The sequence below is a fragment of the Pseudomonas sp. TE31087 genome (genome assembly GCF_057284075.1).
Genome location: NZ_JBXVNN010000001.1, coordinates 3,341,112 through 3,365,253 on the forward strand (window position 1 = coordinate 3,341,112; position 24,142 = coordinate 3,365,253).

A 24,142-nucleotide genomic window follows, 5' to 3' on the forward strand; every position below is an offset into this window, starting at 1 on the left:
CACCCTGTCGGCCTTCAACCGAACCGGAGCTTGTCATGCTGCACGCCGAAAACCAGGACCGCCTCTACCTTGTCGCCCAGAGCGACGAGCAGCAGGCACTGATCGATGGCTTCGCGATCAATGTCCAGGACCGCCAGTGGCTGGTTTACTGCGCGCTGGGTGGGCATGCCCACCAGGACCTGCCTGAGGTCGACCCGTACACCGGGATCAGCCTGTTGGACTTCAATGTGCTGGCTGCCTGAACCGCGCTGCCTGCTCTCCCACTGAAGCCCCACAGCACGCGTGGGAGCGGGCTTGCCCCGCGACAGGCCAGTACAGACAACAAAAAACCCACAGCCTGATCACAGGCTGCGGGTTTTCTTCACTGCAAAAACCTTACTCGCCCAGAACCTGACCGACGGTCGGGTCCTTGAACAGACGGGTCAGGGCATCGCTGAGCACATCACTCACCAGCTTGGTGTTGGTTTCCTGGTTCGGCGCCATGCCGAAGCGCTGGTCCAGCGAAGCACCGTAACGGCCGCTGTAGCGGCGGTTGGCGTTGGACACGTCGGCACGGAAGGTGGCGCCGATGGTCGCCTCGGTCACGTACATCTTGTCCTTGGGCGACTGGTACTTGAGCTCGGCCAGGGTCACGGTCAGCTGCGGCGCGTTGTAGGCGTTTGGCGTCGGGGTAAAACCAAGCAGGCGCACCGCCGCCTCGGCCTGGGCCTGCAGCTTGGGCACGACATCGTTGCCATTGACGGTGATGGTGCTGGTCTCGGGGTACATGCCACCACGGGTGCCGAGCGATTGCGAGGCGCGCCCGTCGACGACCTTGACCACCACCGGCTGGCCATGGCCGACCGGGGCCAGTTGCTGGGTAAGCTTGGGTTGCGGGCTGAGTTGCTGCGGGCTGTGGGCACAACCGGCCAGGCTCAGGCTGGCCACCGCGAACAAACCGACCAACAGACGTTGCAACATGCGCGTTTCTCCAGAAAAAGCGGCAAAGGCCCACAGTATACCTAGCGGCAAGCTTCCAGCGGCAAGCTGCAAGCAAAAGCACCTACGCTTTTCCTTGCAGCTTGCCGCTGGAAGCTTGCAACTGCCCTTCTGTCACAATCGTTTCATGCCCCCCGGTTACTCTGGCGCCAGCCCTCACACACAGGACTGACCACCATGGCCTCGCTCTGGACCCTGCTCTTGCACCGCCCGCGCCACGCCACCTACGCCCGTCTCGACAGCGACGGCATCTGCCTCGGTTTCAAGCACTGCGCCACGCCACCGGGCAACGGCGCCTGGGTGCAGGTGAACGAGGCGCAACTGGCCTGGCTCGGCCGCCCGCTGCCGGCCAGCGCCCGGATTTGCGCCCGTGCAACGCAGCGTTGGCAGCAACGCACCCTGTCCGCCTGACAAACGCTGCAATAAAAACCCAACAAGTACGCCCTTTCCGCCCGCGACATCGTTATAATCTCCCCCCGATTATAAGGACGTCTCCTGATCGGGCCCCGCATTCGCCGCTTGACCCCGGCACCCTCGACGCTTCGCCCACAGAGAGCCTTCCACTCAGGTCTTGCATTGGCTGTCGTGCCTGCTGTTTCCGGCCTTCTGCTTCGCATGAACCTGCGGGTTGCCATCGCGCAGTCCACTTTTGAGGTTCACGACTCCAAAAGAGCGTGAAAAAACGGTTTTTCACAACTTCACGAGAGTGTGGCGAGCAAATGAACAGTCTGGCATGTGCAAGAGCGGCAGATGTGTCCCGAACAGCCCTGAACAGACGGCAAAAGCGCTCATCCCCGATGAGCCTCTGAGGCCGGTCCATAACGCACGACGGAGCACTTGACCATAAGTCGAATTGCCGCACCCGTGGCAATGGGCGTTCAATAGCCGAACACCCAAGACTGATTGGCGGTATCCGCGGAAGTTGCAAGAACTGCGAAGAGTCGGACATGGCGATCCTGGCCCCCCCACGGATCCTATGCTGTCAATTAGGTGCTGTAGATTGTGGAGACGCGTTAATGGCGCAGAACGAATCGGTTGATGTGGTACTGGTAGGCGCGGGCATCATGAGTGCCACCCTGGCCGTACTGCTCAAGGAGCTCGACCCGACCCTGAAGCTTGAGGTCGTCGAGGCGATGGACTCCGGGGCCGCGGAGAGCTCCAACCCCTGGAACAACGCCGGTACCGGCCATGCCGGCCTGTGCGAGCTCAATTACACCCCGCAGGCCGCCGATGGCAGCATCGACATCAAGAAGGCCGTGCACATCAACACCCAGTTCGAGGTCTCGCGCCAGTTCTGGGCCTACCTGAGCCGCAAGAGCGGCTTCGGCTCGCCGCGCGCCTTCATCAACCCGGTACCGCACCTGAGCTACGTCGAGGGTGACAAGGGTATTGCCTTCCTCAAGAAGCGTTTCGAGCTGCTCAAGCAGCACCACGCCTTCGCCGAGATGGAATACACCGAAGACCAGGCGGTGATGAAGGAGTGGATGCCACTGATGATGCCAGGCCGTCCGGCCGACCAGCGCATCGCCGCCACCCGCGTGATGAAGGGCACCGATGTCAACTTCGGCGCCCTGACCAACAAGCTGCTCAAGCAACTGGGCAACAGCCCGGACGCCCAGGTCAAGTACAGCAAGAAGGTCGTCGGCCTGCGTCGCAAAGGCAGCGGCTGGACCGTGAGCATCAAGGACGTCAACAGCGGCGGCAGCCGTGAGGTCGACGCCCGCTTCGTCTTCCTCGGCGCCGGCGGCGCGGCCCTGCCGTTGCTGCAGATGTCCGGCATCCCGGAGAGCAAGGGCTTCGGCGGCTTCCCGGTCAGCGGCCAGTGGCTGCGCTGCGACAACCCGGAAATCGTCAAGCAGCACCAGGCCAAGGTCTACAGCCAGGCCGCGGTCGGCGCCCCACCGATGTCGGTACCGCACCTGGACACCCGCGTGGTCGATGGCAAGACGTCGCTGCTGTTCGGCCCTTACGCCGGCTTCACCACCAAGTTCCTCAAGCACGGCTCGCTCCTGGACCTGCCGCTGTCGGTGCGCGCGGGCAACCTCGGCCCGATGTTTGCCGTGGCCCGCGACAACATGGACCTGACCAAGTACCTGGTCAGCGAAGTGATGCAGTCGATGGAACAGCGTCTGGAATCGCTGCGCCGCTTCTACCCCGAGGCGAAAGCCGAGGACTGGCGCCTGGAAGTGGCCGGTCAGCGCGTGCAGATCATCAAGAAGGACCCGAAGAAAGGCGGCATCCTGCAGTTCGGCACCGAGCTGGTCTCGGCCCAGGACGGCAGCCTGGCCGCGCTGCTCGGCGCCTCGCCGGGCGCCTCGGTGACCGTGTCGATCATGCTCGAGCTGATCGAGCGCTGCTTCCCCGAGCAGGCCAAGGGCGCCTGGGCCGCCAAGCTCAAGGAGATCTTCCCGGCCCGCGAAAAGGTCCTGGCCACCGATGCCGCGCTGTACCACAAGATCAGCGCCGACAACGACGAGGCACTGGAACTGGCGGAAAGCAGCCCGACCAAGCACTACGCCTGATCCGGCTGAAACGAAAAAACGCCCCTCGGGGCGTTTTTTTGTGCCTGTCTCTTTGCCAGCCTGTACTGGCCTCTTCGCGGGTAAACCCGCTCCCACAGGAGCCACCCAATACCTGTGGGAGCGGGTTTACCCGCGAAGAGGCCAGTACAGGTCGTGGATCAGCCCCGGGCGTTGTCGATGATCTCGATGTACTCCGGCGCATTGCGCTGGTCGGCGATCGCCTCGACGAAGGTCTTGCCGTGCTCATCCTTGCCATCGAGGTCGTAACCGGCGGCGACGAAGAAGCCCACATAACGCTCGAAATCATCGACGCGCAGGCCGCGGTAGCCCTTGATCAGCTTGTGATGAGACGGCGAGGTCAGGCCATCGGCCGGCTCGAACTGCAGGAACGTCTTGATGTACTCGTCGCTGATCTCGTCACCAATCACTTGTTTCTTGTCTTTACGCATCGCCGACTCCAACTGGGCCATCACGGACATTTTCGAAGGCCGGCAGTTTACCCCCCGAAACCTGCGGCCCTCAACGCGTACGTACGGTACCGGTGTGCAGGTCGGCCCAGATGTGGCCATTGGCGTAGGTAAGGAACTGCACGTACAGGGTTTCGTTGCGCAGCAAGTCCATGATCACCCGGTAGTCGGCCATCGGGTAGTTGAGGGTCAGGGTCCGGCTCTTGTCGTCATAGGCCGGCTTTTTCAGGCTCTTGCCACCCTCACCGTCGAAGTTGAGCAGCACCTGCGTGATGGTCGAGCCCTTGCTCAACGGCTTGCCCTTCAGGCGCATCTGCAGGGACGAGGTGATCGGAATCGGTTGCTGGTCAGACTGGCGCTGGGTGCCCACCACCACGCTGTAGTCGGTGACCTGCAGCAGTTGCTGGCTGGCCGGAGCCTCCTGGCGCAGGGACAGGTCGTCAGGCGGGAGGAACTGGCTGTGCAGCGGCGCAGCGGAAAGCGGCAGGCTCACCGCCAGCAGGAGGGGGACGATCGCACGCATGTGGGGCTCCTAGGCATGAGCAGGCACTCTACGCACAGGCCCTGTCGCGGGGCAAGTCGCAGCGGCGAACCACCACCCCCACGACAAGGGGGCGCAGGCTCAATCGAACTGCGCGCGCATCCAGGCGTGATACTCGGCAACGCCCGCTTCACCGTCGCGTGGCGCCCACTCGGCCAGCTCACCCTCGCCCACCGGACGGTACGGCCCGGCCTTGCACTCGAACATGATGCTGTCGTCTTCCAGCACCACCAGGCCATGGAAGACCCCCGGCACCAGGTCGACCCCCAGGCAGTCGCCACCGGCCTCGAGCACACGCTTGTCAGTCAGCGTGCCCTGGTCGTCGAAAATCAGCAGGCCCAGGCGCCCCTTGAGCACGATCAGCGTCTCGGCCTTGTCATCGCTCAGATGACGGTGTGGCTGGATGTAGGTCCGCGGCTGCAGCCCCACGGCCATGCGATGACACGGCTCCTCCATCTCGTGGAAGTTGTGGTTCTGCCGACCGCGCGGGCTGGCGGTGGCCCGCTCTGCCAGCCCGGCGAACAACGACTGATCGAGGAATCCGGGCTGGCGCATGATCACAGCCCCTTGACCGCGAAGATGCCGTTGGCGTTGCGCCAGTAGCCCTTGTAGTCCATGCCGTAGCCGAAGATGTAGCGGTCAATGCATGGCAGGCCGGTGTAGGTGGCCTTCAGGTCCGGGCTGGCCTTGCGGTCGTGGTCCTTGTCGATCAGCACCGCGGTGTGCACCGCGCGGGCGCCGGCGTGCTTGCAGAACTCGATGATCGCGCTGAGGGTGTGGCCCTCGTCGAGGATGTCGTCGACGATCAGCACGTCGCGGTCGATGAACGACACTTCCGGCTTGGCCTTCCAGAACAGCTCGCCGCCGCTGGTGGTGTTGCGGTAGCGGGTGGCATGCAGGTACGAGGCTTCCAGCGGGAACTGCAGGTGGGTGAGCAGCTTGCCGGAGAAGATCAGGCCGCCGTTCATCACGCAGAAGACCACCGGGTTCTTGTCGTGCAGGTCCTTGCAGATCTGTTTGCCGACCTCGGCGATGGCGGCCTCGACCTCGGCTTCGTTGTACAGGCAATCAGCCTCGTGCATCACTTGACGGATATGCTCGAGATCGGCGGACATGGCGCTCTCCAGGGGGTGCGTTTTGGAAAAGCGGGCAAAGGTACGCATCCGCTCGTCCCAGATCAAGCCTTTATGGACTAACGTGCACAATGACTGCACGACATCAAGGACTGAATAGATTAATCTAGCGCGGTTTTTTTGCCCGCCTCCCGGAGCCCTCCCCCTATGCCTACTCGTGAGATCCGCCATCCGCTGATCCGCCACAAGCTCGGCCTGATGCGCCGTGCCGATATCAGCACCAAGAATTTTCGCGAACTCGCCCAGGAAGTCGGTGCACTGCTGACCTATGAAGCCACCCAGGACCTGCCGCTCGAAACCTACGAGATCGACGGCTGGTGCGGCAAGGTGCAAGTCGAGAAGATCGCCGGCAAGAAGATCACCGTCGTGCCGATCCTGCGCGCCGGCATCGGCATGCTCGACGGCGTGCTCAGCCTGGTCCCCGGGGCCAAGGTGAGTGCCGTGGGCGTGGCCCGCAACGAGGAAACCCTCGAGGCCCACACCTACCTCGAGAAACTCGCGCCGGACATCAACCAGCGCCTGGCCCTGATCATCGACCCGATGCTGGCCACCGGCGGCTCGATGGTCGCCACCATCGACCTGCTGAAAAAGGCCGGCTGCAAGGAAATCCGCGCCATGGTCCTGGTCGCGGCGCCCGAAGGCATTGCCGTGGTGGAGAAAGCCCACCCCGACGTGCAGATCTACACCGCCTCGATCGACCAGCGCCTGAACGAGCACGGTTACATCGTCCCAGGCCTGGGTGATGCCGGCGACAAGATCTTCGGCACCAAGCAGAAGGACGCCTGACCATGCAGGACGGCTTCAACGACCCGCTCTGGCGCCAGGTCGTCTCGGGCGCGCAGATGCTCTTCGTGGCATTTGGCGCGCTGGTGCTGATGCCGCTGATAACCGGCCTCGATCCGAACGTGGCGCTGTTCACCGCCGGCATAGGCACCCTGCTGTTCCAGCTGGTCACGGGCCGTCAGGTCCCGGTATTCCTGGCCTCGAGCTTCGCCTTCATCACCCCGATCATCCTCGCCAAGGGCCAGTTCGGCCTGGCCGAGACCATGGGCGGCGTGATGGCCGCAGGCTTCGTGTACACCTTCATGGGCCTGATGGTGAAGATCAAGGGCACCGGTTTCATCGACCGCATGCTGCCGCCGGTGGTGATCGGCCCGGTGATCATTTCCATCGGCCTGGCCATGGCACCGATCGCCGCCAACATGGCCATGGGCAAGGGTGGTGATGGCGCTGCGCTGATGCCGTACAAGACCGCCATGCTGATCTCCATGCCGGCACTGCTGACCACGCTGGTCGTCGCCGTGTTCGGCAAGGGCATCTTCCGCCTGGTGCCGATCATTTCCGGCGTGCTGGTGGGCTTCGCCTTGTCGTTTGCCTTCGGCGTGGTCGACACCGCCAAGATCGCTGCGGCCCCTTGGCTGGAACTGCCCAATTTCACCGCGCCGGCCTTCAACTGGCAGGCCATCCTGTTCATCGTGCCCGTGGCCCTGGCCCCGGCGATCGAACACATCGGCGGGGTGATTGCGGTGGGCAGCGTGACCGGCCGCGACTACCTGAAAAAGCCCGGCCTGCACCGCACGCTGCTGGGTGACGGCCTGGCGACCACGGCAGCCGGCCTGTTCGGCGGCCCGCCCAACACCACCTACGCCGAAGTAACCGGCGCGGTGATGCTGACCAAGAACTACAACCCGAAGATCATGACCTGGGCGGCGGTATTCGCCATCACCCTGGCCTTCATCGGCAAGTTCGGCGCGCTGCTGCAGAGCATTCCGGTTCCGGTGATGGGCGGCATTCTCTGCCTGCTGTTCGGTTCGATCGCGGCGGTGGGCATGAACACCATGATCCGCCACAAGATCGACCTGGCCGAGGCGCGCAACCTGGTGATCGTTTCGGTGACCCTGGTATTCGGTATCGGCGGCGTGCTGATCGGCAGCGGCGACGGCCCGGACGACTGGGGCCTGAAGGGCATCGCCCTGTGCGCCGTGGTGGCGATTGCCCTGAACCTGATCCTGCCGGGCAACGATGGCTGGAAGAACAAGAAGCTGGATGATCAGTTGCCTTGAATGACTAGGTAGAAGCACCTTTGTGGGAGCGGGCTTGCCCCGCGATGGCGCCAGCCCAGGCCATCGCCATCGCGGGGCAAGCCCGCTCCCACGAAGCACCACGAACTCACGCTCAAGCCCGCTCGCACATCCCCGCCAACACCCTCACCCACTCCGGGTGATCATTCAGGCACGGCACCAGCACCAGCTCCTTCCCGCCCGCCTCGATGAACTGCTCCTTGCCCCGATCGCCGATCTCCTCCAGCGTCTCGATGCAATCGGCGACGAACGCCGGGCACATCACCAGCAGCTTCTTCACCCCCGCCTTGCCCAGCTCGTCCAGGCGCGTCTCGGTGTAGGGCTCGATCCACTTGGCCCGGCCCAGGCGCGACTGGAACGACACCGACCACTTGCCGTCCGGGATGCCCATCTTCTCGGCGAATGCCCTGGCCGTGGCCAGGCACTGGCCGCGATAGCACACCGCACGCATCTCGGCGCTGGCGTCCTTGCAACAGTCGGCGGCCTGGAAGTCGTGGTTGCCGGTGGGGTCGAGCTTTTTCAGGTGCCGCTCGGGCAAACCATGGAAGCTCAGCAGCAGGTGATCGTAATCCTGTTCCAGGTACGGGCGGGCGCTGGCCACCAGGGCATCGATGTACTCAGGGTGGTCGTAGAACGGCTGCAGAATGCGGGTCTGCAAGGGCAGCTTGCGCTCGGCAATGGTCTGCTTCGCCAACTCCACGACCGTGGTCACGGTGCTGTCGGCGAACTGTGGATAAAGCGGCGCCAGCGTCACCTTGCGCACACCTTGCGCGGCCAGGCGCTCCAGGACCTCCGGCAGCGCCGGCTGTCCGTAGCGCATGGCGATCTCCACCGGCCCATGGGGCCAATGGGCGGTCATCGCCTGCTGCAGACGGCGGGTCAGCACCACCAGCGGCGAGCCCTCGTCCCACCAGATCGAGGCGTAGGCATGGGCCGACTGCTCGGGGCGCTTGATCAGGATCAGCGACACCAGCAAGCGCCGTACTGGCCAGGGCAGATCGATCACGTACGGGTCCATGAGAAACTGGTTGAGGTAACGGCGCACGTCGGCCACCGAGGTGGAGGCCGGCGAACCCAGGTTGACCAGCAGCAGGGCGTGATCGGTCATGCAGCGTCCTATGTCAGAGGCGGCTGGACAGGTTGTCCAGGGCCGATTGCAGATCGTTGAAACGGAACGTGTAGCCCGCCGCCAGCAGGCGCACCGGGCGCGCGCGCTGGCCACCGAGCAGCAGCGTCGACAACTCGCCGAGCCCGGCCTTGAGCAACAGCGCCGGCATCGGCATGAACGCCGGACGATGCAGGATGCGGCCCAGGCGCTTGGCGAACTCGCGGTTGCGCACCGGCTCCGGCGCGCAGGCATTATAGGGACCGCTGGCTTCGTTGTGCTGCAAGAGAAAATCAATCAGGCCGATTTGGTCGTCGATATGCACCCAGGGCATCCACTGCCGACCATCGCCCAACGGCCCGCCCAGGCCCAGCTTGTACGGCAGGCGCAGGCGCGACAAAAAGCCGCCATCGGCAGCCAGCACCAGGCCAGTGCGCACCAGCACCACGCGGATCCCCAGGACCTGGGCGCGCTGGGCGGTTTCCTCCCAGGCGATGCACAACTGGCTGGCGAAGTCCTCCTTCACCGGCGGCGAAGCCTCGGTGAGTTCTCGCTCGCCGCCATCGCCGTACCAACCCACCGCCGAGCCGGAAATCAACACCTGCGGGCGGCGCTCGCGGCGCTCCAGCCAGGCCAGCAACTGCTCGGTGAGGGTCACCCGGCTGGCCCAGAGCAAGTTGCGTCGCGCCGCGGTCCAGGGCCGGTCGGCGATCGGTGCGCCGGCCAGGTTGACCACCGCATCCACGTCGTCGTCATCGGCAATGTCTTCCAGCCGGGCCACACCGCGAACGCCGCTGCCGCAGATTTTCGCCACCTGTTCGGGGCGCCGGCTCCAGACCGTCAGGCGATGCCCTTGCTGGCGCCACAACTGGCACAGGTGTTGGCCAATCAAACCGGTACCGCCGGTCAGCAATATATGCATGGTTGTGTCCTCGCACTTGGCGGCCGTGGTCTATTTTTAAGATCAAGGCACTTTTTTGACCGAACGCTCTCGGATAAACATAGGCCAACCTGCCTATCGAGCGGAATAACCTTATACAAACATTGTGCATTGTACAGGTTTGCCTGGCAGCGTAGGCTGCGTATAGCTAGGTTCGAAGAGGCCATCATGACAGTACCTATTGCCATCATCGGTGCCGGAATCGCCGGCCTGTCCGCCGCCCAGGCCCTGCAGAAAGCCGGGCAGACCGTCCACCTGTTCGACAAGGGCCACGGCAGCGGTGGCCGCATGGCCAGCAAGCGCAGCGACGCCGGCGCCCTGGACCTCGGTGCCCAGTACTTCACCGCCCGCGACCGGCGCTTCGTCGAGCAGGTCCAGCACTGGGTGGCGAACGGCTGGGCGCAGCAGTGGAAGCCGCAGCTGTACAACTACCGCGATGGTGAACTGACCCCCTCCCCTGATGAACAGATCCGCTGGGTCGGCGTACCACGCATGAGCGCCATCACCCGCGGCCTGCTCAAGGATGTCACGGTGAACTTCGGCTGCCGCATCGCCGAGGTGTTTCGCGGCAAACAGTACTGGCACCTGCAGGACACCGAGGGCTGCAGCCACGGACCGTTCAGCCAGGTGGTGATCGCCGTGCCGGCGCCTCAGGCCACCGCGCTGTTGACGGCCGCCCCCAAACTCGCGGCGGTCGCCGCCGGGGTGCAGATGGAACCGACCTGGGCCATCGCCCTGGGCTTCCAGACACCGCTCGACACCCCCATGCAGGGCTGCTTCGTGCAGGACAATCCGCTCGACTGGCTGGCCCGCAATCGGAGCAAACCAGGCCGCGACGAGCATCTCGACACCTGGGTGCTGCATGCCACCTCCAGCTGGAGCAAGCAGCATATCGACCTGCCCAAGGAGCAAGTGATCGAGCAGCTGTGGGGTGAGTTTGCCGAGCTGGTCGGCTGCATAGTCCCCGCGCCGACCTTCGCCCTGGCCCACCGCTGGCTGTACGCCCGTCCTGCAGTCAATCATGAATGGGGCACGCTGGCCGATGCCGACCTGGGCCTGTACGCCTGTGGCGACTGGTGCCTGTCAGGCCGGGTCGAAGGGGCCTGGCTCAGTGGCCAGGAAGCCGCCCGACGGCTGCTGGAGCATCTGGAATAATCGACGGAAAACTTATACAAAAAATTCTACTTGTATAAGTTTTTATCTGTGCTGGAATAGACTTGTACAAACCGTGCAGCCTGTACAAGTCATTCCGGAGACCGCGATGAACGCTTCACCGCCCAGCGGCAAGCCACGCCTGGCCATCAGCGCCTGCCTGACCGGCCTCAACGTGCGCTACAACGCCGGCCACAAAGCCTCCAGCCTGTGTCTCGAGCTGCTCGGCAAGCATTTCGACTGGGTCCCCCTGTGCCCCGAGGTCGCCATCGGCCTGGGCACGCCCCGTGAACCCATCCGCCTGGTGGGGGACCCGGACCACCCCGCCGTCACCGGCACGCGCAACAGCGCCACTGATTTTGCCGGCCCGCTGCGTGCCTACGGCGAACAAATGGCCGACGAACTCGACGATATCTGCGGCTACATCTTCATGCAGAAGTCACCGTCCTGCGGCCTTGAACGGGTCAAGGTCTACCAGGAAGACGGCCGCCCGGCCCACCAGGGTGGCCGGGGCGCCTACGCCGCGGCCTTCTGCGAGCGGCGCCCGGACCTGCCGGTCGAGGAGGAAGGCCGCCTGCACGACCCGGTGCTGCGGGAAAACTTCATTACCCGCGTCTACGCCTACGCCGACTGGCGGCAACTGCTGCGCCAGGGCCTGAGCCGCGGTGCGCTGATCCGCTTCCATGCCCGCTACAAGTACCTGCTGATGGCGCACAATCCCCAGGCGTACCGCAGCCTTGGCCGCCTGCTCGGCAACATGAGCCGCGACGACGACCCGGCGCAGCTCGGCCCGAGCTACTTCAGCCAGTTGATGCAGGCACTGCGCCGCTGCGCCAGTCGCGGCACCCATGGCAACGTACTGCAGCACCTGAGCGGCTATCTGCGCAACGACCTGGGCCAGGCGGACAAGGCCGAGCTGCAGCAGGTCATCGGCCAATACCAGCAAGGCGTGGTGCCCCTGGTCGTACCCTTGACCCTGCTCAAGCACCACCTGCGCCACCATCCCGATCCCTATCTGCTGCAACAGGCCTACCTGCAACCCCATCCGGAAGACCTCGGACTGCGCAATGCCATCTGACCCATTGCTGCCCATCGGCGAAGTGGCCCGCCTGACCGGCGTCAATCCGGTCACCCTGCGCGCCTGGGAGCGCCGGTACGGCCTGATCAAGCCACAGCGCACGCCCAAGGGCCATCGCCTTTATCCACAGGACCAGGTGCAGCGGGTCCAGGCCGTGCTGCGCTGGCTGGAGCGTGGCGCCGCGGTGAGCCAGGTGCGCGAGCTGCTGGACAATGCCGCGCTCGCCACGGCGCCGATCCAGGGCGAATGGGGCGCACGGATCGAGCAGTTGATCGCGGCCATCGCCCGCCTTGCCCAGCGTCCGCTGGACCAGTTGATCAACCAGGTCATGGCCCTCTACCCCGCCGTAACCGTGTGCGAACGCCTGCTGCTGCCGCTGCTCGAAGCCCTCGAACAACGCTGGCAAACGCATTTCGACGCGCGACTGGAACAGGTGTTCCTTCAGGGCTGGCTGCGCAGCAAGCTGGGGGCGCGGGTTTATCACGACAGCCACTCGCTTGGCGGCCCCTGCGTGCTGCTCGCCCGCTCCGATGATTCCCCCTTCGATGCCGAGTTCTGGCTTTGCGCCTGGCTGCTGAGCAGCAACGGCTACCCACTGGAGATCCTCGAGTGGTCGGTCGAGCCCCGTCAACTGCGCCTGGCCGTGGAGCACCTGCAACCACGAGCGCTGCTGCTGCACCTCGGCCGTCGCCCCGACCTCGCCGCGCTGGGCCGCGCATTGAAGGACGTCAACACACTGAAACTGCTGGGTGGTAGCACCGTCAGCCTGCATGAGACGGAACTGCATGCACTGTCGTTGCCTGACCTACACCTGTTCGACAGCCCGCTAACCGCCTTGCGCTGCCTTCAACAACCTCGACCTTGAGCCTGCAACCCATGCAATTGATCTGGCTGCGCAGCGACCTGCGCATCGATGACAACACCGCCCTCGCGGCCGCCTGCCAGCGTGGCCCGACCGTGGCCCTCTGGATCGCCAGCCCCGGCCAGTGGCAGGCCCACGACGATGCGCCGTGCAAGGTCGATTTCTGGCTGCGCAACCTGCGATTGCTGCAACAGTCGCTGGCGGCGCTGAACATTCCGTTGCTGGTTCGCACGACAGACAGCTGGGCGGGTGTCCCGGAGTGCGTGCTCGAGGTCTGTCGCCAGCACGGCATCGAGGCCGTGCACTGGAACGACGAATACGGCATCAACGAGGCCCGGCGGGACCAGGCAACCCATGACGCATTGCAGCAAGCCGGAATCACCGCCACCGGCCACCTCGACCAGCTGCTGTTCAGGCCCGGCAGCGTGCTGACCCGCACCGGCCAGTACTTCCAGGTGTTCGGCCAGTTCAAGCGGGTCTGCCTGGAGCACCTGCACCGCAGCCTGCCCCCCCTTGCCCATTCGGTGAAACGCCAGCAAGCCCTCGGGATCCGCAGCGACGCCATCCCCCTGCAGATCGAAGGCTTCGAGCCCCCTGGCGAAGCCCTACGCCAGCATTGGCCGGCAGGCGAGGATGAAGGCAGGCGGCGGTTACAGCGCTTCGTCGACGAAACCATCGATGACTACGCACAACTGCGCGACCTGCCTGCCAGGGCCGGCACCAGCCAGTTGTCCCCCTACCTCGCCGCTGGCGTGGTCTCGCCGCGCCAGTGCCTGCACGCGGCACTGGCCAGCAACCAGGGCGAGTTCGACAGTGGCAGCGTCGGCGTGCAGACCTGGGTCAACGAACTGCTGTGGCGCGAGTTCTACAAGCACACACTGGTGGGCTACCCCCGGGTCTCCCGGCACCGCGCCTTCCGCCTGCATACAGAAGCACTGCCCTGGCGCGACGCGCCCGCCGACCTGCAGGCCTGGAAGGACGGCCGCACCGGCTTCCCCATCATCGATGCCGCCATGCGCCAGTTGCTGCCACACCGGCTGGATGCACAACCGCCTGCGCATGATCGTCGCCATGTTCCTCAGCAAGAACCTGCTGATCGACTGGCGGCACGGCGAACGGCATTTCATGCGTCACCTGATAGACGGTGATCTGGCCGCCAACAACGGTGGCTGGCAATGGAGCGCCTCGACCGGCACCGACGCCGTGCCCTATTTTCGGATCTTCAACCCCATCACACAGTCGCAGCGCTTCGATCCGAACGGATTGTTCATCCGCCGGTGGTTGCCTGAACTGGAAGGAAAGGACGATAAATCAATTCACTACCCCGTGAAATCCGCCGACCTATTTGCTACTAATAATTACTCGGGCCCGATAGTCGATCTCGATAGTAGTCGCCAACGCGCATTGGAAGCCTTCAAAAGCTTGACCAGCTGGCAGGATCAGGGGGCATAGAGCATGACACGTCGTTTCTGGATTACAGGAGCCAGCCACGGACTCGGCCTGGCCTTGGTGGAACAGTTGCTCGCACAAGGGCACACGGTGGCCGCCAGTGGCAGGGATAGCCAGGAACTCGACACCTTGGGGGAGCGTCACGGCACACGCTTGCTGCGGCTTTTCGGCCCCTTGCAGGATGCCGGTCAGCGGCTTAAGGCCACTTGGGGCGCGCTGGATTGTCTGCTGGTAAATGCCGGGAGCTGCGACTATCTGCCGGACAATATGGCGCATGCAGACCTGTTCGAGCAGATCGTCAGCAGCAACCTGCAGGCCACGCACCAGTGCCTGAACGCCGCGCTGCCGTTGTTGGCCAAGGGCCAGAGGCCGCAGGTCATGGCCATTCTCAGTCGCTACTCGGCATTGCAGCTGTTCGAACCGAACCAGCCGCTCAATGGCGGCAACAGCCTGCCGACATGGCTGAGCGAACAACGCAACACCCTGAGCACACTAGGCATCGACCTGACCGTGGTGGCGCCTCAGTCGCTGAAGACCCCGGTGACCTCGGTACAGGCCATTCCGGAGCCCTGGACGGCGCAAAGCGCAGCGCAGGAGTTGCTGGCGCGCCTGGATGAGCGCCAACCCGAGCTGGTACTGGAGGTGCTCAACCCAGGCGAACTGTGGCCGCTGCCGAAAAGCAGTTGAACCTGCGTTTCATGGCAGGAAGCGCTGCACGCTGCCGGACTGGTTCCACAATAGCGGCAGGACATTCTGCAAGTTGTCCGGCTCGCCGCTGCTCCAGAACGCAGTCGTCCGCGCCGGTCCGTCACTGAGCAGCCCGCGAGCGCCCAGCAGGCGTTGCAGTTGGCGCGCCACGGCAGCGCCGGTGTCGATGATCGCCACATCCGCCGGCACCATCTCGGCCAGCATGGGCCGCAGGAACGGGTAGTGGGTGCAGCCCAGGATCAGGGTGTCGCAACCGGCCGCCAGCAAAGGTTTTACATAGCCCGACAGCAACTGGCGCAGTTGCTCGCTGACCAGATCCCCTGCCTCGATACGCTCCACCAGCCCAGGGCACGGCTGAGTAATCACCCGCACATCGTTGGCGAAGCGGTCAAGCAAGGCAGCGAACTTGGCGCTCTGCAGGGTACCGGTGGTGGCCAGCACACCGACCACGCCGGAGCGGGTTGCCGCGGCCGCCGGCTTGACCGCAGGCTCCATGCCCACCAGCGGCCAGTCCGGATAGAGCTCGCGCAGGTCGGCCACCGCCGCCACCGTGGCCGTGTTACAGGCCAGGACCAAGGCCTTGGCGCCCTGCTCATGGTAGAACCTGGCGATCAGCCGCAGACGCTGGCGAATGTAGTCCGGGGACTTCTCGCCATAGGGCACGTGGCCACTGTCGGCCAGGTAGAGCAGCGACTCGTTGGGCAGCAGGCGCTGGATCTCGGCCAGCACCGACAACCCGCCGACCCCGGAATCCATCACGCCCACCGGCGCCGAGCGCTCAGCCATGGCGAGTCGCGCACACCGCGCAGGCGGGGTCGCGCTTGACCCGCAGCTCGCGCATGCGGGTACTCAGGGCGTCGATCAGCAGCAGGGCGGCCGACCAGCGGCTCGCCGAAACCGACCAGCAACTTCAGCGCTTCCAGTGCCTGCAGGCTGCCGACCAGCCCCACCAGCGGACCGATCACACCGGCCTCGCTGCAGGTCAGCTCGGCCTCGCTGCCATGGCCATACAGGCAGTGGTAGCAGGGGCTGGTATCGCGGCGGGTGTCGAACACCGACAACTGGCCCTCGAGGCGGATCGCCGCGCCGCTGACCAACGGCTTGCCCGCAGCCACACAGGCGGCATTGACCGCCTCGCGGGTGCCGAAGTTGTCGGAGCAGTCGAGCACTACATCGACCGCCGCCACCGCGGCGGCCAGCGAATCCTCGTCCAGCGCCCGGCGATGGGCGACCAGGCTGATTTCCGGGTTGATCGCCCGCAGACGCTTGATGGCTGAATCGACCTTGCTCATGCCGACGCTGTCGCTGTCGTGGATCACCTGGCGTTGCAGGTTGGTCAGGTCGACGGTGTCGAAATCGGCCAGGTGCAGCTCACCGACACCCGCTGCGGCGAGGTACAGCGCCACCGGCGAGCCCAGCCCGCCCAGGCCTATCACCAGGGCCTTGCCGTGTTTCAGACGCAACTGGCCGTCGATATCCACCTGCGACAGGAGGATCTGCCGGCTGTAGCGCAACAGCTCCTGGTCGCTCAGCATGGCAGGCGCCCCAGGCTGATGCGTTCGTGGCCGCCCAGGTCGACGCGGCTGACGACGTCGATGAAGCCGGCCGCCGCCAGCAGGTCGCGTACGGCGGGCGCCTGGTCATAGCCGTGCTCGAGCAGCAGCCAACCTCCGGGCAGCAGGTGCGCCGGGGCCTGGGCGACGATCACCCGCAGGTCGTCCAGCCCGTCTTCGCCGGCCACCAGGGCACTGCTGGGTTCGAAGCGCACGTCACCGGCCACCAGGTGCGGATCAGCGGCGCGAATATAGGGCGGGTTGCTGAGGATCAGGTCAAATTGGTCACCCGAGAGAGCGTCGAACCAATGGCTGGCGCGCACCTGGACATTGCCCAGGCCCAGGCGCTGGCGGTTGCGCTCGGCCAAGGCCACGGCCTCGTCGATACGGTCCACCGCCGTGACCTGCCACCCCGGACGCTCACTGGCCAGGGCCAGGGCGATAGCCCCGGTGCCGGTGCCCAGATCGAGTACTCGGGCAGGCATGGGTGGCACGAGCTCAAGGGCGGTTTCCACCAGCAGCTCGGTGTCCGGACGCGGAATCAGCGTGTGTGGCGCAACTTCCAGGTCCAGCTTCCAGAACCCCTGTTGGCCGAGGATATAGGCCACCGGCTCACCGGCGCGACGCCGTTCGAGGTAGCTGGCGAACACCTGCGCCGCCTCGCTGCTGACGATGCGCTCGGGCCAGGTGTGCAGGAAGCTGCGCGACTTGCCCAGGGCCGCGGCCAGGAGCAGCTCGGCGTCCAGCCGTTCGGTCGGCGAGTCCGGCAACTGCGCGTTGCGCAGCAGGCTGGCGATGATGGTCATTCAATCCCCCAGGGCGGCCAGCTGATCGGCCTGGTATTCGGCCAGCAACGGCTCGATCACCGCGTCTACACCGCCGGCGAGGATATCGTCGAGGGAGTAGAGGGTGAGGTTGATACGGTGGTCGGTGACCCGGCCCTGTGGATAGTTGTAGGTGCGGATGCGCTCGGAGCGATCGCCTGAACCCACCAGCAGTTTGCGCTCGCTGGCGATGGCATTCTGCGCGGCGCTGGTCTGCATGTCGTTGAGCTTGGCCGACAGCCAGGACATGGCGCGGGCACGGTTCTTGTGCTGCGAGCGCTCTTCCTGGCACTCGACCACGATGCCGGTGGGCAAGTGGGTGATGCGGATCGCCGAGTCGGTCTTGTTGACGTGCTGGCCGCCGGCGCCGGAGGCGCGGTAGGTGTCCACGCGCAGGTCGGCCGGGTTGATCTCGATCGCCACCTGCTCGTCGGGCTCGGGCAATACCGCCACGGTGCAGGCCGAGGTGTGGATACGGCCTTGCGATTCGGTTTCCGGGACCCGCTGCACACGGTGCGCGCCGGACTCGAACTTCAGCTTGCCGTACACGCTGTCGCCTTCGACCCGGGCGATGATTTCCTTGTAGCCGCCGTGCTCGCCTTCGTTCTCGGAGAGGATCTCCAGGCGCCAGCCGCGTTTCTCGGCGTAGCGCGAGTACATGCGGAACAGGTCGCCGGAGAAGATCGCCGCCTCGTCACCGCCGGTGCCGGCGCGGATTTCCAGGAACACGTTGCGCCCGTCGTTGGGATCCTTGGGCAACAGCATGCGCTGCAGCTGCGACTCCAGGCCCACCAACTGCTCCTTGGCCTCGCGCACCTCCTCCACGGCCATCTCGCGCAGGTCGGGGTCGGCATCCTTGAGCAGCGCCTGGGCGCCCTCGAGATCGTCCTGGACCTTGCGCCAGTCTTTATAGGCGCCGATCACCGGCTCGACTTCGGCGTACTCGCGGGAGTAGGCGCGAAAGCGCGTCTGGTCGGAAATGACTTCGGCGTCACCAAGCAGCGCGGTGAGTTCCTCGAAGCGATCCTGGAGCGTGTCCAGTTTGTTCAGCAGCGACGCTTTCATTGCGGGGATTTGTCCGTCGAGCCCTCGTGGAGGGCGAAGAGTTCCTGGGCCATGGCCAGCGCATCGAGGCGGCCTTCGGCGGAGAGCTTTTTCAGCTGCACGCTGGGCGCGTGCAAGAGTTTGTTGGTCAGGCCCCGGGCCAGCTGCATGAGCACATCCTCGGGGTTGCCGCCGTTGCCGAGCAGGCGCAGGGCCTTTTGCAGTTCTTCGTCGCGCAGGCGCTCGCTCTGCTGGCGGTAGGCCTTGAGCACATCCACCGCCGCCAGTTCGCGCAGGCGCACCATGAAGTCGTCGGCGCCGGCCGAGACCAGCTCTTCGGCGGCCTGGGCCGCGCCCTGGCGGCTCTTGAGGTTTTCCGCGACCACGTCATGCAGGTCGTCGACGGTATAGAGGTAAACGTCGTCCAGCTCGCCCACCTGCGGCTCGATGTCACGCGGCACGGCGATGTCGACCATGAAGATCGGCTTGTGCCGGCGCTGCTTCAGCGCGCTTTCCACCGCGCCCTTGCCGAGGATCGGCAGTTGACTGGCGGTGGAGCTGATGACGATGTCGCTGTTGGCCAGTTCCTGCGGGATGTCCGAGAGCAGCACGGCATGGGCGCCGAACTGCTCGGCGAGGATGCTGGCACGCTCGAGGGTGCGGTTGGCCACGACGATGCGGCGCACGCCCTGCTCGTGCAGGTGGCGGGCGACCAGGGTGATGGTCTCGCCGGCACCGATCAGCAGCGCCTGGCTGCGGCCCAGGTCGGAGAAGATCTGCCTGGCCAGGCTGACCGCGGCAAACGCCACCGAGACCGGGTTCTCGCCGATGGCGGTGTCGGTGCGCACCTGCTTGGCGGCGCTGAAGGTGGCCTGGAACAGGCGCCCGAGCAGCGGCCCGACGGTGCCGGCCTCGCGGGCCACGGCGTAGGCCGACTTCATCTGGCCGAGGATCTGCGGTTCGCCGAGCACCAGCGAGTCGAGGCCCGAGGCCACGCGCATCATGTGCCGGACCGCGTCGTGCTCTTCGTGGACGTAGGCGCTGGCGCGCAGTTCGTCGAGGCTCAGCTGGTGGTAGTCGGCCAGCCATTGCAGCACGGCGTCGGCGGCGAGGTGGTCCTGCTCTATATACAGTTCGCTGCGGTTGCAGGTGGACAGGATCGCCGCCTCGCGGCTGGCGGTCAGTCGGCAGAGCTGCTGCAGGGCATCGACCAGCTGCTCGGGCGTAAACGCCACGCGCTCGCGTACGTCTACCGAGGCAGTCTTATGGTTGATACCAAGTGCAAGAAAGGCCATGCAAGGTCGCTGGTTGGGACGTGAAGCCGATAATTGTCCTACTTCGCAGGTTTTAGAACAACCACCGTTCGCTATTGTGGCGATGCGGTATGCCTATCGCCCCGCACCGCGCCCCATCCGTGCCGTTGCCGTTGCCGTTGCCGTTGCCGTTGCCGTTGCCGTTGCCGATCAAGAGTCTAGCGCCATACCCAGCTAGCGACAGCTGCGCCAGTTCAGGCGCCGCCCGTACCTTCGCGACTTCAGGAGGCCGAACGCAGGCCTTGCGGAGGGAGGTGACGGGCATGGATGCCCGTCAAGCGCTGGGGCCCAGGATGGGCCCTGCAGCGCGGTCCTCCCGGGAGCAAGGCCGGAGTGAGGGAACCCGGAGCGCAGCGGAGGGCCGGATGAATGGAGCGCCACGGCTTTGGTTACTTTGGCCACGACCAAAGTAACCCGCCGTAAGGGCGGAAAGGTGACTATGCGTCGCCACAGCGAATGAATGCGCATACAGCTTTCAATACACACGCTCTAAAAAGCCAAAGCCAAAGCGTTTTGGAGCGGGTTTTTATAGGTGTAAGCGCATTCATTTGCTATGTCGACGCACAGTCACCTTTCCGCCCTTACGGCGGGTCCCTTTTTGAAGGATCAAAAAGGAACCAAAAAATCCTCGCTCCATTCATCCGGCCCCTACGCTTCGCTCCGGGGTTCCCTCACTCCGGTCTTGCTCCCGGGAGGACCGCGCTGAACGCCCCATCCTGGGGCGCAGCGCTTGACGGGCATCCATGCCCGTCACCTCCCTGCGCAAGACCTGCGTTCGGCCTCCTGAAGTCGCAATTGGTGTTGCCTGGACTACCGCGCGCTTAGAAGCAAAAGCAAAAGCAAAAACAACGGCAAGGGCAACGGCAAGGGCAAGGGCAAGGGCAAGGGCAAGGGCAAGGGCAAGGGCAAGGGCAAGGGCAAGGGCAAGGGCAAGGGCAGGATGCCGTGAGTGGTTGCGAACCACCGCCACGGCTCATTGTCCCTATACTCCGAAGCACCGCTTCACACCACGACCTTCGCAGGTGGGTTTGCCCTCACGCTTGTGTCATCATGCTCCGACCGCCGGTTTAGCCTCTTTAATAAGCCTCTATGAACAAATCCTACGCATTGCTGCTTGCCCTCGCCCTGCTTCAAGGCTGCCAGAGCCTGGCCCCGAAGACGGACGCCCAGTCGCCCGCCGTCGACGCCGGCAAGAGCGCGGAAAAGCCCGTGGTGTACGGATCGTTCAAGCAGGACACCCTGTACAGCCTGCTGGTGGCTGAGCTGGCCGGCCAGCGCAACCGCTTCGACATCGCCCTGGCCAACTACGTCGACCAGGCCGAAAAGACCCAGGATCCGGCCGTCTCCGAGCGCGCCTATCGCATCGCCGAATACCTCGGCGCCGACGAGCCTGCCCTGGACACCGCTCTGATCTGGGCACGCAACGACCCACAGAACCTCGACGCACAGCGCGCCGCGGCCATCCAGCTGGCCCGCGCTGGACGCTACGACGACTCCATGACCTATATGGAAAAGGTGCTGCAGGGCCAGGGCGACACCCACTTCGATTTCCTCGCCCTGGCGGCCGCCGAGACCGACCAGAGCACCCGTGACGGCCTGATGCAGAGCTTCGACCGCCTGCTGGTGAAATACCCCGACAACGGCCAACTGGTGTTCGGCAAGGCCCTGCTGCTGAACCAGGACGACAAGCCGCAACAGGCCCTCGACCTGCTCGAGGCCCATCCGCCGAAGAACGGCGAAATCGCCCCGGTGCTGCTGCGCGCCCGTCTGCTGCAAGCCATGGACCGTGGCCCGGAGGCCCTGCCACTGCTGCGTGGGGCGATCCGCGACAACCCCGAGGACAAGCGCCTGCGCCTGACCTACGCCCGCACCCTGGTCGAGCAGGACCGCATCGACGATGCCAAGGCCGAGTTCGAAAGCCTGCTGCAGCAATACCCCGAAGACGACGAGATCCGCTACTCGCTGGCCCTGGTGTGCCTGGAAACCAAACACTGGGACGAAGCCGAAGGCTACCTGCAGGAGCTGGTCGAGCGTGACGCCAACGTCGACGCCGCCCACCTCAACCTGGGCCGCATCCGCGAGGAGCGCAGCCAGCCGGCCGCCGCCCTGCGCGAATATGCCCTGGTCGGCCCCGGCCCGGACTACCTGCCGGCGCAACTGCGCCAGGCCGATATCCTCATCGCCAACGGCCGCAGCGCCGAAGCCTCGCGGATACTCGCCGAAGCCCGCGAGGCGCAGCCGGACTACGCCATCCAGCTGTACCTGATCGAAGCCGAAAGCCTGGGCAACAACGGCAAGGAGGCCCAGGCCGGTCTAGTGTTGGCGCAGGCGATCAAGCGCTACCCGGACGACCTCAACCTGCTCTATACCCGCTCCATGCTCGCCGAGAAGCGCAACGACCTGGCGCAGATGGAGAAAGACCTGCGCGCGATCCTTGCCCGCGAGCCGGAAAACGCCATGGCCCTCAACGCCCTGGGCTACACCCTGGCCGACCGCACCACCCGCTACAGCGAAGCCAAGACGTTGATCGACAAGGCCCACCAGCTCACTCCGGACGACCCGGCGGTGCTCGACAGCCTGGGCTGGGTGGCCTATCGCATGGGCAACCTCGAGGAAGCCGAGCGCCAGCTGCGCCTGGCCTTCGAACGCTTCCCCGACCATGAAGTCGCCGCCCACCTGGGCGAAGTCCTCTGGGCCAACGGCAAGCGCCGCGAAGCCCGCCAAGTCTGGGCCAAGGGCTTCGAAGCCCAGGCCGAAAGCCCCATCCTGCGCAAGACCCTGCTGCGCCTGACCGGATCCGAGAGCCTGTAAACCATGTTCCTGCGTCATTGCATCACCTTCACCCTCATCGCCCTGCTCGCCGGCTGCGCCGGCTTCGGCAGCAAGGAAGCCGTACAAGGCCAAGGCAACCCGCAGCTGTGGCGCGAGCACAAACAGCAGCTGGGCAGCCTCGACGGCTGGCAGATCAACGGCAAGGTCGGCATCCGCGCCCCGCGCGACTCCGGCAGCGGCACCCTGTTCTGGCTGCAACGCCAGGACTACTACGACATCCGCCTGGCCGGTCCCCTGGGTCGTGGCGCGGCGCGCCTGACCGGACGCCCCGGCGGCGTGGTACTGGAAGTGGCCAACCAGGGCCGCTACGAGGCCGCCAACCCCGAGGCACTGCTGGAAGAACAACTGGGCTGGCGCCTGCCGGTGTCGCACCTGGTCTGGTGGGTGCGCGGCCTGCCCGCCCCGGACAGCAAGAGCCAGCTGACCCTCGACGGCGACAGCCGCCTGGCCAGCCTTCACCAGGATGGCTGGCAGGTCGAGTACCTGAGCTACGTGGAGCAGAACGGCTACTGGCTGCCCGAGCGCCTCAAGCTGCACGGCGAGAACATCGACGTGACCCTGGTGGTCAAGGACTGGCAGCCACGCCAGCTGGGGCACTGAGACAATGCACAAGCTGACCCTGCCCGCCCCGGCCAAGCTCAACCTCTGGCTGCACATCACCGGCCGCCGCGCCGACGGCTACCACGAGCTGGAAACCGTGTTCCAGTTCCTCGAGCACGGCGACGAACTGAGCTTCGCCCTGCGCGAGGACGGCCAGATCCGCCTGCAGACCGAAATTGAAGGCGTGCCCCACGACAGCAACCTGATCGTCCGCGCCGCGCGCCTGCTGCAGGCACAATCCGCCACCCCGCTCGGCGCCGACATCTGGCTGCACAAGGTGCTGCCCATGGGCGGCGGCATCGGCGGCGGCAGCTCGGACGCGGCCACCACCCTGCTGGCGCTCGCTCACCTGTGGCAGCTGGACTGGGACCAAGACCGCCTGGCAAGCCTGGGCCTGTCGCTCGGCGCCGATGTGCCGGTGTTCGTCCGCGGCCACGCGGCCTTCGCCCAGGGTGTCGGCGAGCAGCTGACCCCGGTCGACCCCGAGGAACCCTGGTATGTCGTGCTGGTGCCGCAAGTGTCTGTCAGCACAGCGGAAATTTTTTCGCATCCGGAGTTGACACGTGATTCCCTCCCCCTTAAGATGCGCCCCGTTCCCGAGGGAAACAGTCGAAATGACTGCCAACCGGTAGTAGAGCAACGGTATCCTGAAGTTCGCAATGCGCTGATTTCACTAGGTAAATTCACCGAAGCCCGAATGACCGGAACTGGAAGTTGTGTGTTTGGGGCCTTCCCAAGCAAAGCCGAAGCTGATAGAGTTCTGGCCCTTCTTTCAGAGACCCAAACAGGGTTTGTGGCGAAAGGAAGCAATGTTTCGATGTTGCATCGCAAGCTGCAAGTTCTGATCAAGAAGTCGAGTTCATAAGAATTCGCAGCAACAGATACAGGGGCGTCGCCAAGCGGTAAGGCAGCAGGTTTTGATCCTGCCATGCGTTGGTTCGAATCCAGCCGCCCCTGCCA

The 24,142-nt window shown here is 65.1% G+C and carries 23 protein-coding genes, 1 tRNA gene and 2 pseudogenes; 14 read left to right on the forward strand and 12 right to left on the reverse strand.

What is annotated here, in order from left to right; translation table 11 throughout:
• The first annotated feature begins 35 nt into the window (after window positions 1–35).
• Window positions 36–242, forward strand: a complete 207-nt coding sequence (locus ACZ899_RS14965; protein ID WP_203647981.1) for a hypothetical protein — start codon at window positions 36–38, stop codon at window positions 240–242.
• Between the two features lie 133 nt (window positions 243–375).
• Here ACZ899_RS14965 and ACZ899_RS14970 read toward each other — a convergent pair whose 3' ends face one another.
• On the reverse strand, window positions 376–960 hold the full coding sequence (locus tag ACZ899_RS14970; protein ID WP_011532230.1) for a YajG family lipoprotein: 585 nt from the start codon (window positions 958–960) through the stop codon (window positions 376–378).
• Between the two features lie 195 nt (window positions 961–1,155).
• On the opposite strand from ACZ899_RS14970, the gene ACZ899_RS14975 reads away from it, so the two are divergent.
• Both ACZ899_RS14975 and mqo read left to right on the forward strand, forming a co-directional pair.
• Complete coding sequence (locus tag ACZ899_RS14975; protein WP_203647982.1) at window positions 1,156–1,389, forward strand: hypothetical protein; 234 nt, start codon at window positions 1,156–1,158, stop codon at window positions 1,387–1,389.
• A 605-nt stretch (window positions 1,390–1,994) separates the two neighbouring features.
• Window positions 1,995–3,500 (forward strand): malate dehydrogenase (quinone), encoded by a 1,506-nt coding sequence (gene mqo / locus ACZ899_RS14980; RefSeq protein WP_234560448.1) that lies wholly within the window; start codon window positions 1,995–1,997, stop codon window positions 3,498–3,500.
• A gap of 158 nt (window positions 3,501–3,658) precedes the next feature.
• On the opposite strand, the gene ACZ899_RS14985 is transcribed toward mqo, so the two are convergent.
• The 4 genes from ACZ899_RS14985 to ACZ899_RS15000 all read right to left on the reverse strand — a co-directional run bounded on the left by ACZ899_RS14985 (window position 3,659) and on the right by ACZ899_RS15000 (window position 5,623).
• Window positions 3,659–3,949: a PA4642 family protein gene (locus tag ACZ899_RS14985; RefSeq protein ID WP_102685300.1), complete on the reverse strand. Its 291-nt coding sequence runs from the start codon at window positions 3,947–3,949 to the stop codon at window positions 3,659–3,661.
• Window positions 3,950–4,019: 70 nt separating this feature from the next.
• Window positions 4,020–4,490, reverse strand: a complete 471-nt coding sequence (locus ACZ899_RS14990; RefSeq protein WP_203647984.1) for a hypothetical protein — start codon at window positions 4,488–4,490, stop codon at window positions 4,020–4,022.
• Between the two features lie 99 nt (window positions 4,491–4,589).
• Entirely contained in the window at window positions 4,590–5,063 is a 474-nt protein-coding gene (locus tag ACZ899_RS14995; RefSeq protein WP_232854722.1) for a WbuC family cupin fold metalloprotein, read from the reverse strand.
• Between the two features lie 2 nt (window positions 5,064–5,065).
• Window positions 5,066–5,623 carry a hypoxanthine-guanine phosphoribosyltransferase gene (locus tag ACZ899_RS15000; RefSeq protein WP_110735869.1) on the reverse strand — a complete coding sequence of 186 codons (558 nt, stop codon included), beginning with the start codon at window positions 5,621–5,623 and terminating at the stop codon, window positions 5,066–5,068.
• 165 nt (window positions 5,624–5,788) lie between these two features.
• On the opposite strand from ACZ899_RS15000, the gene upp reads away from it, so the two are divergent.
• Together upp and ACZ899_RS15010 are read left to right on the forward strand one after the other, a co-directional pair.
• Window positions 5,789–6,427: a uracil phosphoribosyltransferase gene (gene upp, locus ACZ899_RS15005; RefSeq protein ID WP_028691132.1), complete on the forward strand. Its 639-nt coding sequence runs from the start codon at window positions 5,789–5,791 to the stop codon at window positions 6,425–6,427.
• Window positions 6,428–6,429: 2 nt separating this feature from the next.
• Window positions 6,430–7,704 carry a uracil-xanthine permease family protein gene (locus ACZ899_RS15010; protein WP_203647986.1) on the forward strand — a complete coding sequence of 425 codons (1,275 nt, stop codon included), beginning with the start codon at window positions 6,430–6,432 and terminating at the stop codon, window positions 7,702–7,704.
• 112 nt (window positions 7,705–7,816) lie between these two features.
• Here ACZ899_RS15010 and hemH read toward each other — a convergent pair whose 3' ends face one another.
• Entirely contained in the window at window positions 7,817–8,830 is a 1,014-nt protein-coding gene (gene hemH / locus ACZ899_RS15015) for a ferrochelatase (RefSeq protein WP_234560447.1), read from the reverse strand.
• Window positions 8,831–8,843: 13 nt separating this feature from the next.
• Window positions 8,844–9,749 (reverse strand): TIGR01777 family oxidoreductase, encoded by a 906-nt coding sequence (locus tag ACZ899_RS15020; protein WP_203647988.1) that lies wholly within the window; start codon window positions 9,747–9,749, stop codon window positions 8,844–8,846.
• Window positions 9,750–9,935: 186 nt separating this feature from the next.
• On the opposite strand from ACZ899_RS15020, the gene ACZ899_RS15025 reads away from it, so the two are divergent.
• From ACZ899_RS15025 to ACZ899_RS15045, 5 genes and pseudogenes are all read left to right on the forward strand, one after another.
• A complete protein-coding gene (locus tag ACZ899_RS15025) occupies window positions 9,936–10,922 on the forward strand; it encodes an NAD(P)/FAD-dependent oxidoreductase (protein ID WP_232854723.1) in 987 nt (328 codons plus the stop codon).
• A 106-nt stretch (window positions 10,923–11,028) separates the two neighbouring features.
• Window positions 11,029–11,997: a DUF523 and DUF1722 domain-containing protein gene (locus tag ACZ899_RS15030; protein ID WP_234560446.1), complete on the forward strand. Its 969-nt coding sequence runs from the start codon at window positions 11,029–11,031 to the stop codon at window positions 11,995–11,997.
• A complete protein-coding gene (locus ACZ899_RS15035; protein ID WP_234560445.1) occupies window positions 11,987–12,862 on the forward strand; it encodes a MerR family transcriptional regulator in 876 nt (291 codons plus the stop codon). The genes ACZ899_RS15030 and ACZ899_RS15035 overlap by 11 nt, the downstream gene beginning before the upstream one ends.
• Before the next feature lie 11 nt (window positions 12,863–12,873).
• A pseudogene (phrB, locus tag ACZ899_RS15040) lies at window positions 12,874–14,311 on the forward strand (deoxyribodipyrimidine photo-lyase).
• 3 nt (window positions 14,312–14,314) lie between these two features.
• On the forward strand, window positions 14,315–14,995 hold the full coding sequence (locus ACZ899_RS15045; RefSeq protein ID WP_203647990.1) for an SDR family oxidoreductase: 681 nt from the start codon (window positions 14,315–14,317) through the stop codon (window positions 14,993–14,995).
• A 9-nt stretch (window positions 14,996–15,004) separates the two neighbouring features.
• On the opposite strand, the gene murI is transcribed toward ACZ899_RS15045, so the two are convergent.
• From murI to hemA, 5 genes and pseudogenes are all read right to left on the reverse strand, one after another.
• Window positions 15,005–15,802, reverse strand: a complete 798-nt coding sequence (gene murI, locus ACZ899_RS15050; protein ID WP_234560443.1) for a glutamate racemase — start codon at window positions 15,800–15,802, stop codon at window positions 15,005–15,007.
• Window positions 15,795–16,551 (reverse strand): annotated as a pseudogene (locus ACZ899_RS15055) (molybdopterin-synthase adenylyltransferase MoeB). Before ACZ899_RS15055 ends, murI begins: the two are co-directional and overlap by 8 nt.
• Window positions 16,545–17,375, reverse strand: coding sequence for a peptide chain release factor N(5)-glutamine methyltransferase (gene prmC / locus ACZ899_RS15060; RefSeq protein ID WP_234560442.1), 831 nt, complete (start codon window positions 17,373–17,375; stop codon window positions 16,545–16,547). The pseudogene ACZ899_RS15055 and the gene prmC overlap by 7 nt, the downstream one beginning before the upstream one ends.
• Window positions 17,376–18,458, reverse strand: a complete 1,083-nt coding sequence (gene prfA / locus ACZ899_RS15065; RefSeq protein ID WP_203647994.1) for a peptide chain release factor 1 — start codon at window positions 18,456–18,458, stop codon at window positions 17,376–17,378.
• Window positions 18,455–19,732, reverse strand: coding sequence for a glutamyl-tRNA reductase (gene hemA / locus ACZ899_RS15070; RefSeq protein ID WP_203647995.1), 1,278 nt, complete (start codon window positions 19,730–19,732; stop codon window positions 18,455–18,457). Before hemA ends, prfA begins: the two co-directional genes overlap by 4 nt.
• Window positions 19,733–20,839: 1,107 nt before the next feature.
• On the opposite strand from hemA, the gene ACZ899_RS15075 reads away from it, so the two are divergent.
• The 4 genes from ACZ899_RS15075 to ACZ899_RS15090 all read left to right on the forward strand — a co-directional run bounded on the left by ACZ899_RS15075 (window position 20,840) and on the right by ACZ899_RS15090 (window position 24,142).
• Window positions 20,840–22,561 (forward strand): tetratricopeptide repeat protein, encoded by a 1,722-nt coding sequence (locus ACZ899_RS15075; RefSeq protein ID WP_234560441.1) that lies wholly within the window; start codon window positions 20,840–20,842, stop codon window positions 22,559–22,561.
• Window positions 22,562–22,564: 3 nt separating this feature from the next.
• A complete protein-coding gene (gene lolB, locus ACZ899_RS15080; protein WP_028691147.1) occupies window positions 22,565–23,182 on the forward strand; it encodes a lipoprotein insertase outer membrane protein LolB in 618 nt (205 codons plus the stop codon).
• Between the two features lie 4 nt (window positions 23,183–23,186).
• Entirely contained in the window at window positions 23,187–24,047 is an 861-nt protein-coding gene (gene ispE, locus ACZ899_RS15085) for a 4-(cytidine 5'-diphospho)-2-C-methyl-D-erythritol kinase (protein ID WP_203647998.1), read from the forward strand.
• A 20-nt stretch (window positions 24,048–24,067) separates the two neighbouring features.
• Window positions 24,068–24,142, forward strand: a tRNA-Gln gene (locus tag ACZ899_RS15090).

Bases quoted from the DNA above. Each gene is read 5' to 3' on its own strand.
- ACZ899_RS14965 (WP_203647981.1), top strand. From the start codon at position 36: ATGCTGCACGCCGAAAACCAGGACCGCCTCTACCTTGTCGCCCAGAGC.
- ACZ899_RS14970 (WP_011532230.1), bottom strand. From the start codon at position 960: ATGTTGCAACGTCTGTTGGTCGGTTTGTTCGCGGTGGCCAGCCTGAGC.
- ACZ899_RS14975 (WP_203647982.1), top strand. From the start codon at position 1,156: ATGGCCTCGCTCTGGACCCTGCTCTTGCACCGCCCGCGCCACGCCACC.
- mqo (WP_234560448.1), top strand. From the start codon at position 1,995: ATGGCGCAGAACGAATCGGTTGATGTGGTACTGGTAGGCGCGGGCATC.
- ACZ899_RS14985 (WP_102685300.1), bottom strand. From the start codon at position 3,949: ATGCGTAAAGACAAGAAACAAGTGATTGGTGACGAGATCAGCGACGAG.
- ACZ899_RS14990 (WP_203647984.1), bottom strand. From the start codon at position 4,490: ATGCGTGCGATCGTCCCCCTCCTGCTGGCGGTGAGCCTGCCGCTTTCC.
- ACZ899_RS14995 (WP_232854722.1), bottom strand. From the start codon at position 5,063: ATGCGCCAGCCCGGATTCCTCGATCAGTCGTTGTTCGCCGGGCTGGCA.
- ACZ899_RS15000 (WP_110735869.1), bottom strand. From the start codon at position 5,623: ATGTCCGCCGATCTCGAGCATATCCGTCAAGTGATGCACGAGGCTGAT.
- upp (WP_028691132.1), top strand. From the start codon at position 5,789: ATGCCTACTCGTGAGATCCGCCATCCGCTGATCCGCCACAAGCTCGGC.
- ACZ899_RS15010 (WP_203647986.1), top strand. From the start codon at position 6,430: ATGCAGGACGGCTTCAACGACCCGCTCTGGCGCCAGGTCGTCTCGGGC.
- hemH (WP_234560447.1), bottom strand. From the start codon at position 8,830: ATGACCGATCACGCCCTGCTGCTGGTCAACCTGGGTTCGCCGGCCTCC.
- ACZ899_RS15020 (WP_203647988.1), bottom strand. From the start codon at position 9,749: ATGCATATATTGCTGACCGGCGGTACCGGTTTGATTGGCCAACACCTG.
- ACZ899_RS15025 (WP_232854723.1), top strand. From the start codon at position 9,936: ATGACAGTACCTATTGCCATCATCGGTGCCGGAATCGCCGGCCTGTCC.
- ACZ899_RS15030 (WP_234560446.1), top strand. From the start codon at position 11,029: ATGAACGCTTCACCGCCCAGCGGCAAGCCACGCCTGGCCATCAGCGCC.
- ACZ899_RS15035 (WP_234560445.1), top strand. From the start codon at position 11,987: ATGCCATCTGACCCATTGCTGCCCATCGGCGAAGTGGCCCGCCTGACC.
- ACZ899_RS15045 (WP_203647990.1), top strand. From the start codon at position 14,315: ATGACACGTCGTTTCTGGATTACAGGAGCCAGCCACGGACTCGGCCTG.
- murI (WP_234560443.1), bottom strand. From the start codon at position 15,802: ATGGCTGAGCGCTCGGCGCCGGTGGGCGTGATGGATTCCGGGGTCGGC.
- prmC (WP_234560442.1), bottom strand. From the start codon at position 17,375: ATGACCATCATCGCCAGCCTGCTGCGCAACGCGCAGTTGCCGGACTCG.
- prfA (WP_203647994.1), bottom strand. From the start codon at position 18,458: ATGAAAGCGTCGCTGCTGAACAAACTGGACACGCTCCAGGATCGCTTC.
- hemA (WP_203647995.1), bottom strand. From the start codon at position 19,732: ATGGCCTTTCTTGCACTTGGTATCAACCATAAGACTGCCTCGGTAGAC.
- ACZ899_RS15075 (WP_234560441.1), top strand. From the start codon at position 20,840: ATGAACAAATCCTACGCATTGCTGCTTGCCCTCGCCCTGCTTCAAGGC.
- lolB (WP_028691147.1), top strand. From the start codon at position 22,565: ATGTTCCTGCGTCATTGCATCACCTTCACCCTCATCGCCCTGCTCGCC.
- ispE (WP_203647998.1), top strand. From the start codon at position 23,187: ATGCACAAGCTGACCCTGCCCGCCCCGGCCAAGCTCAACCTCTGGCTG.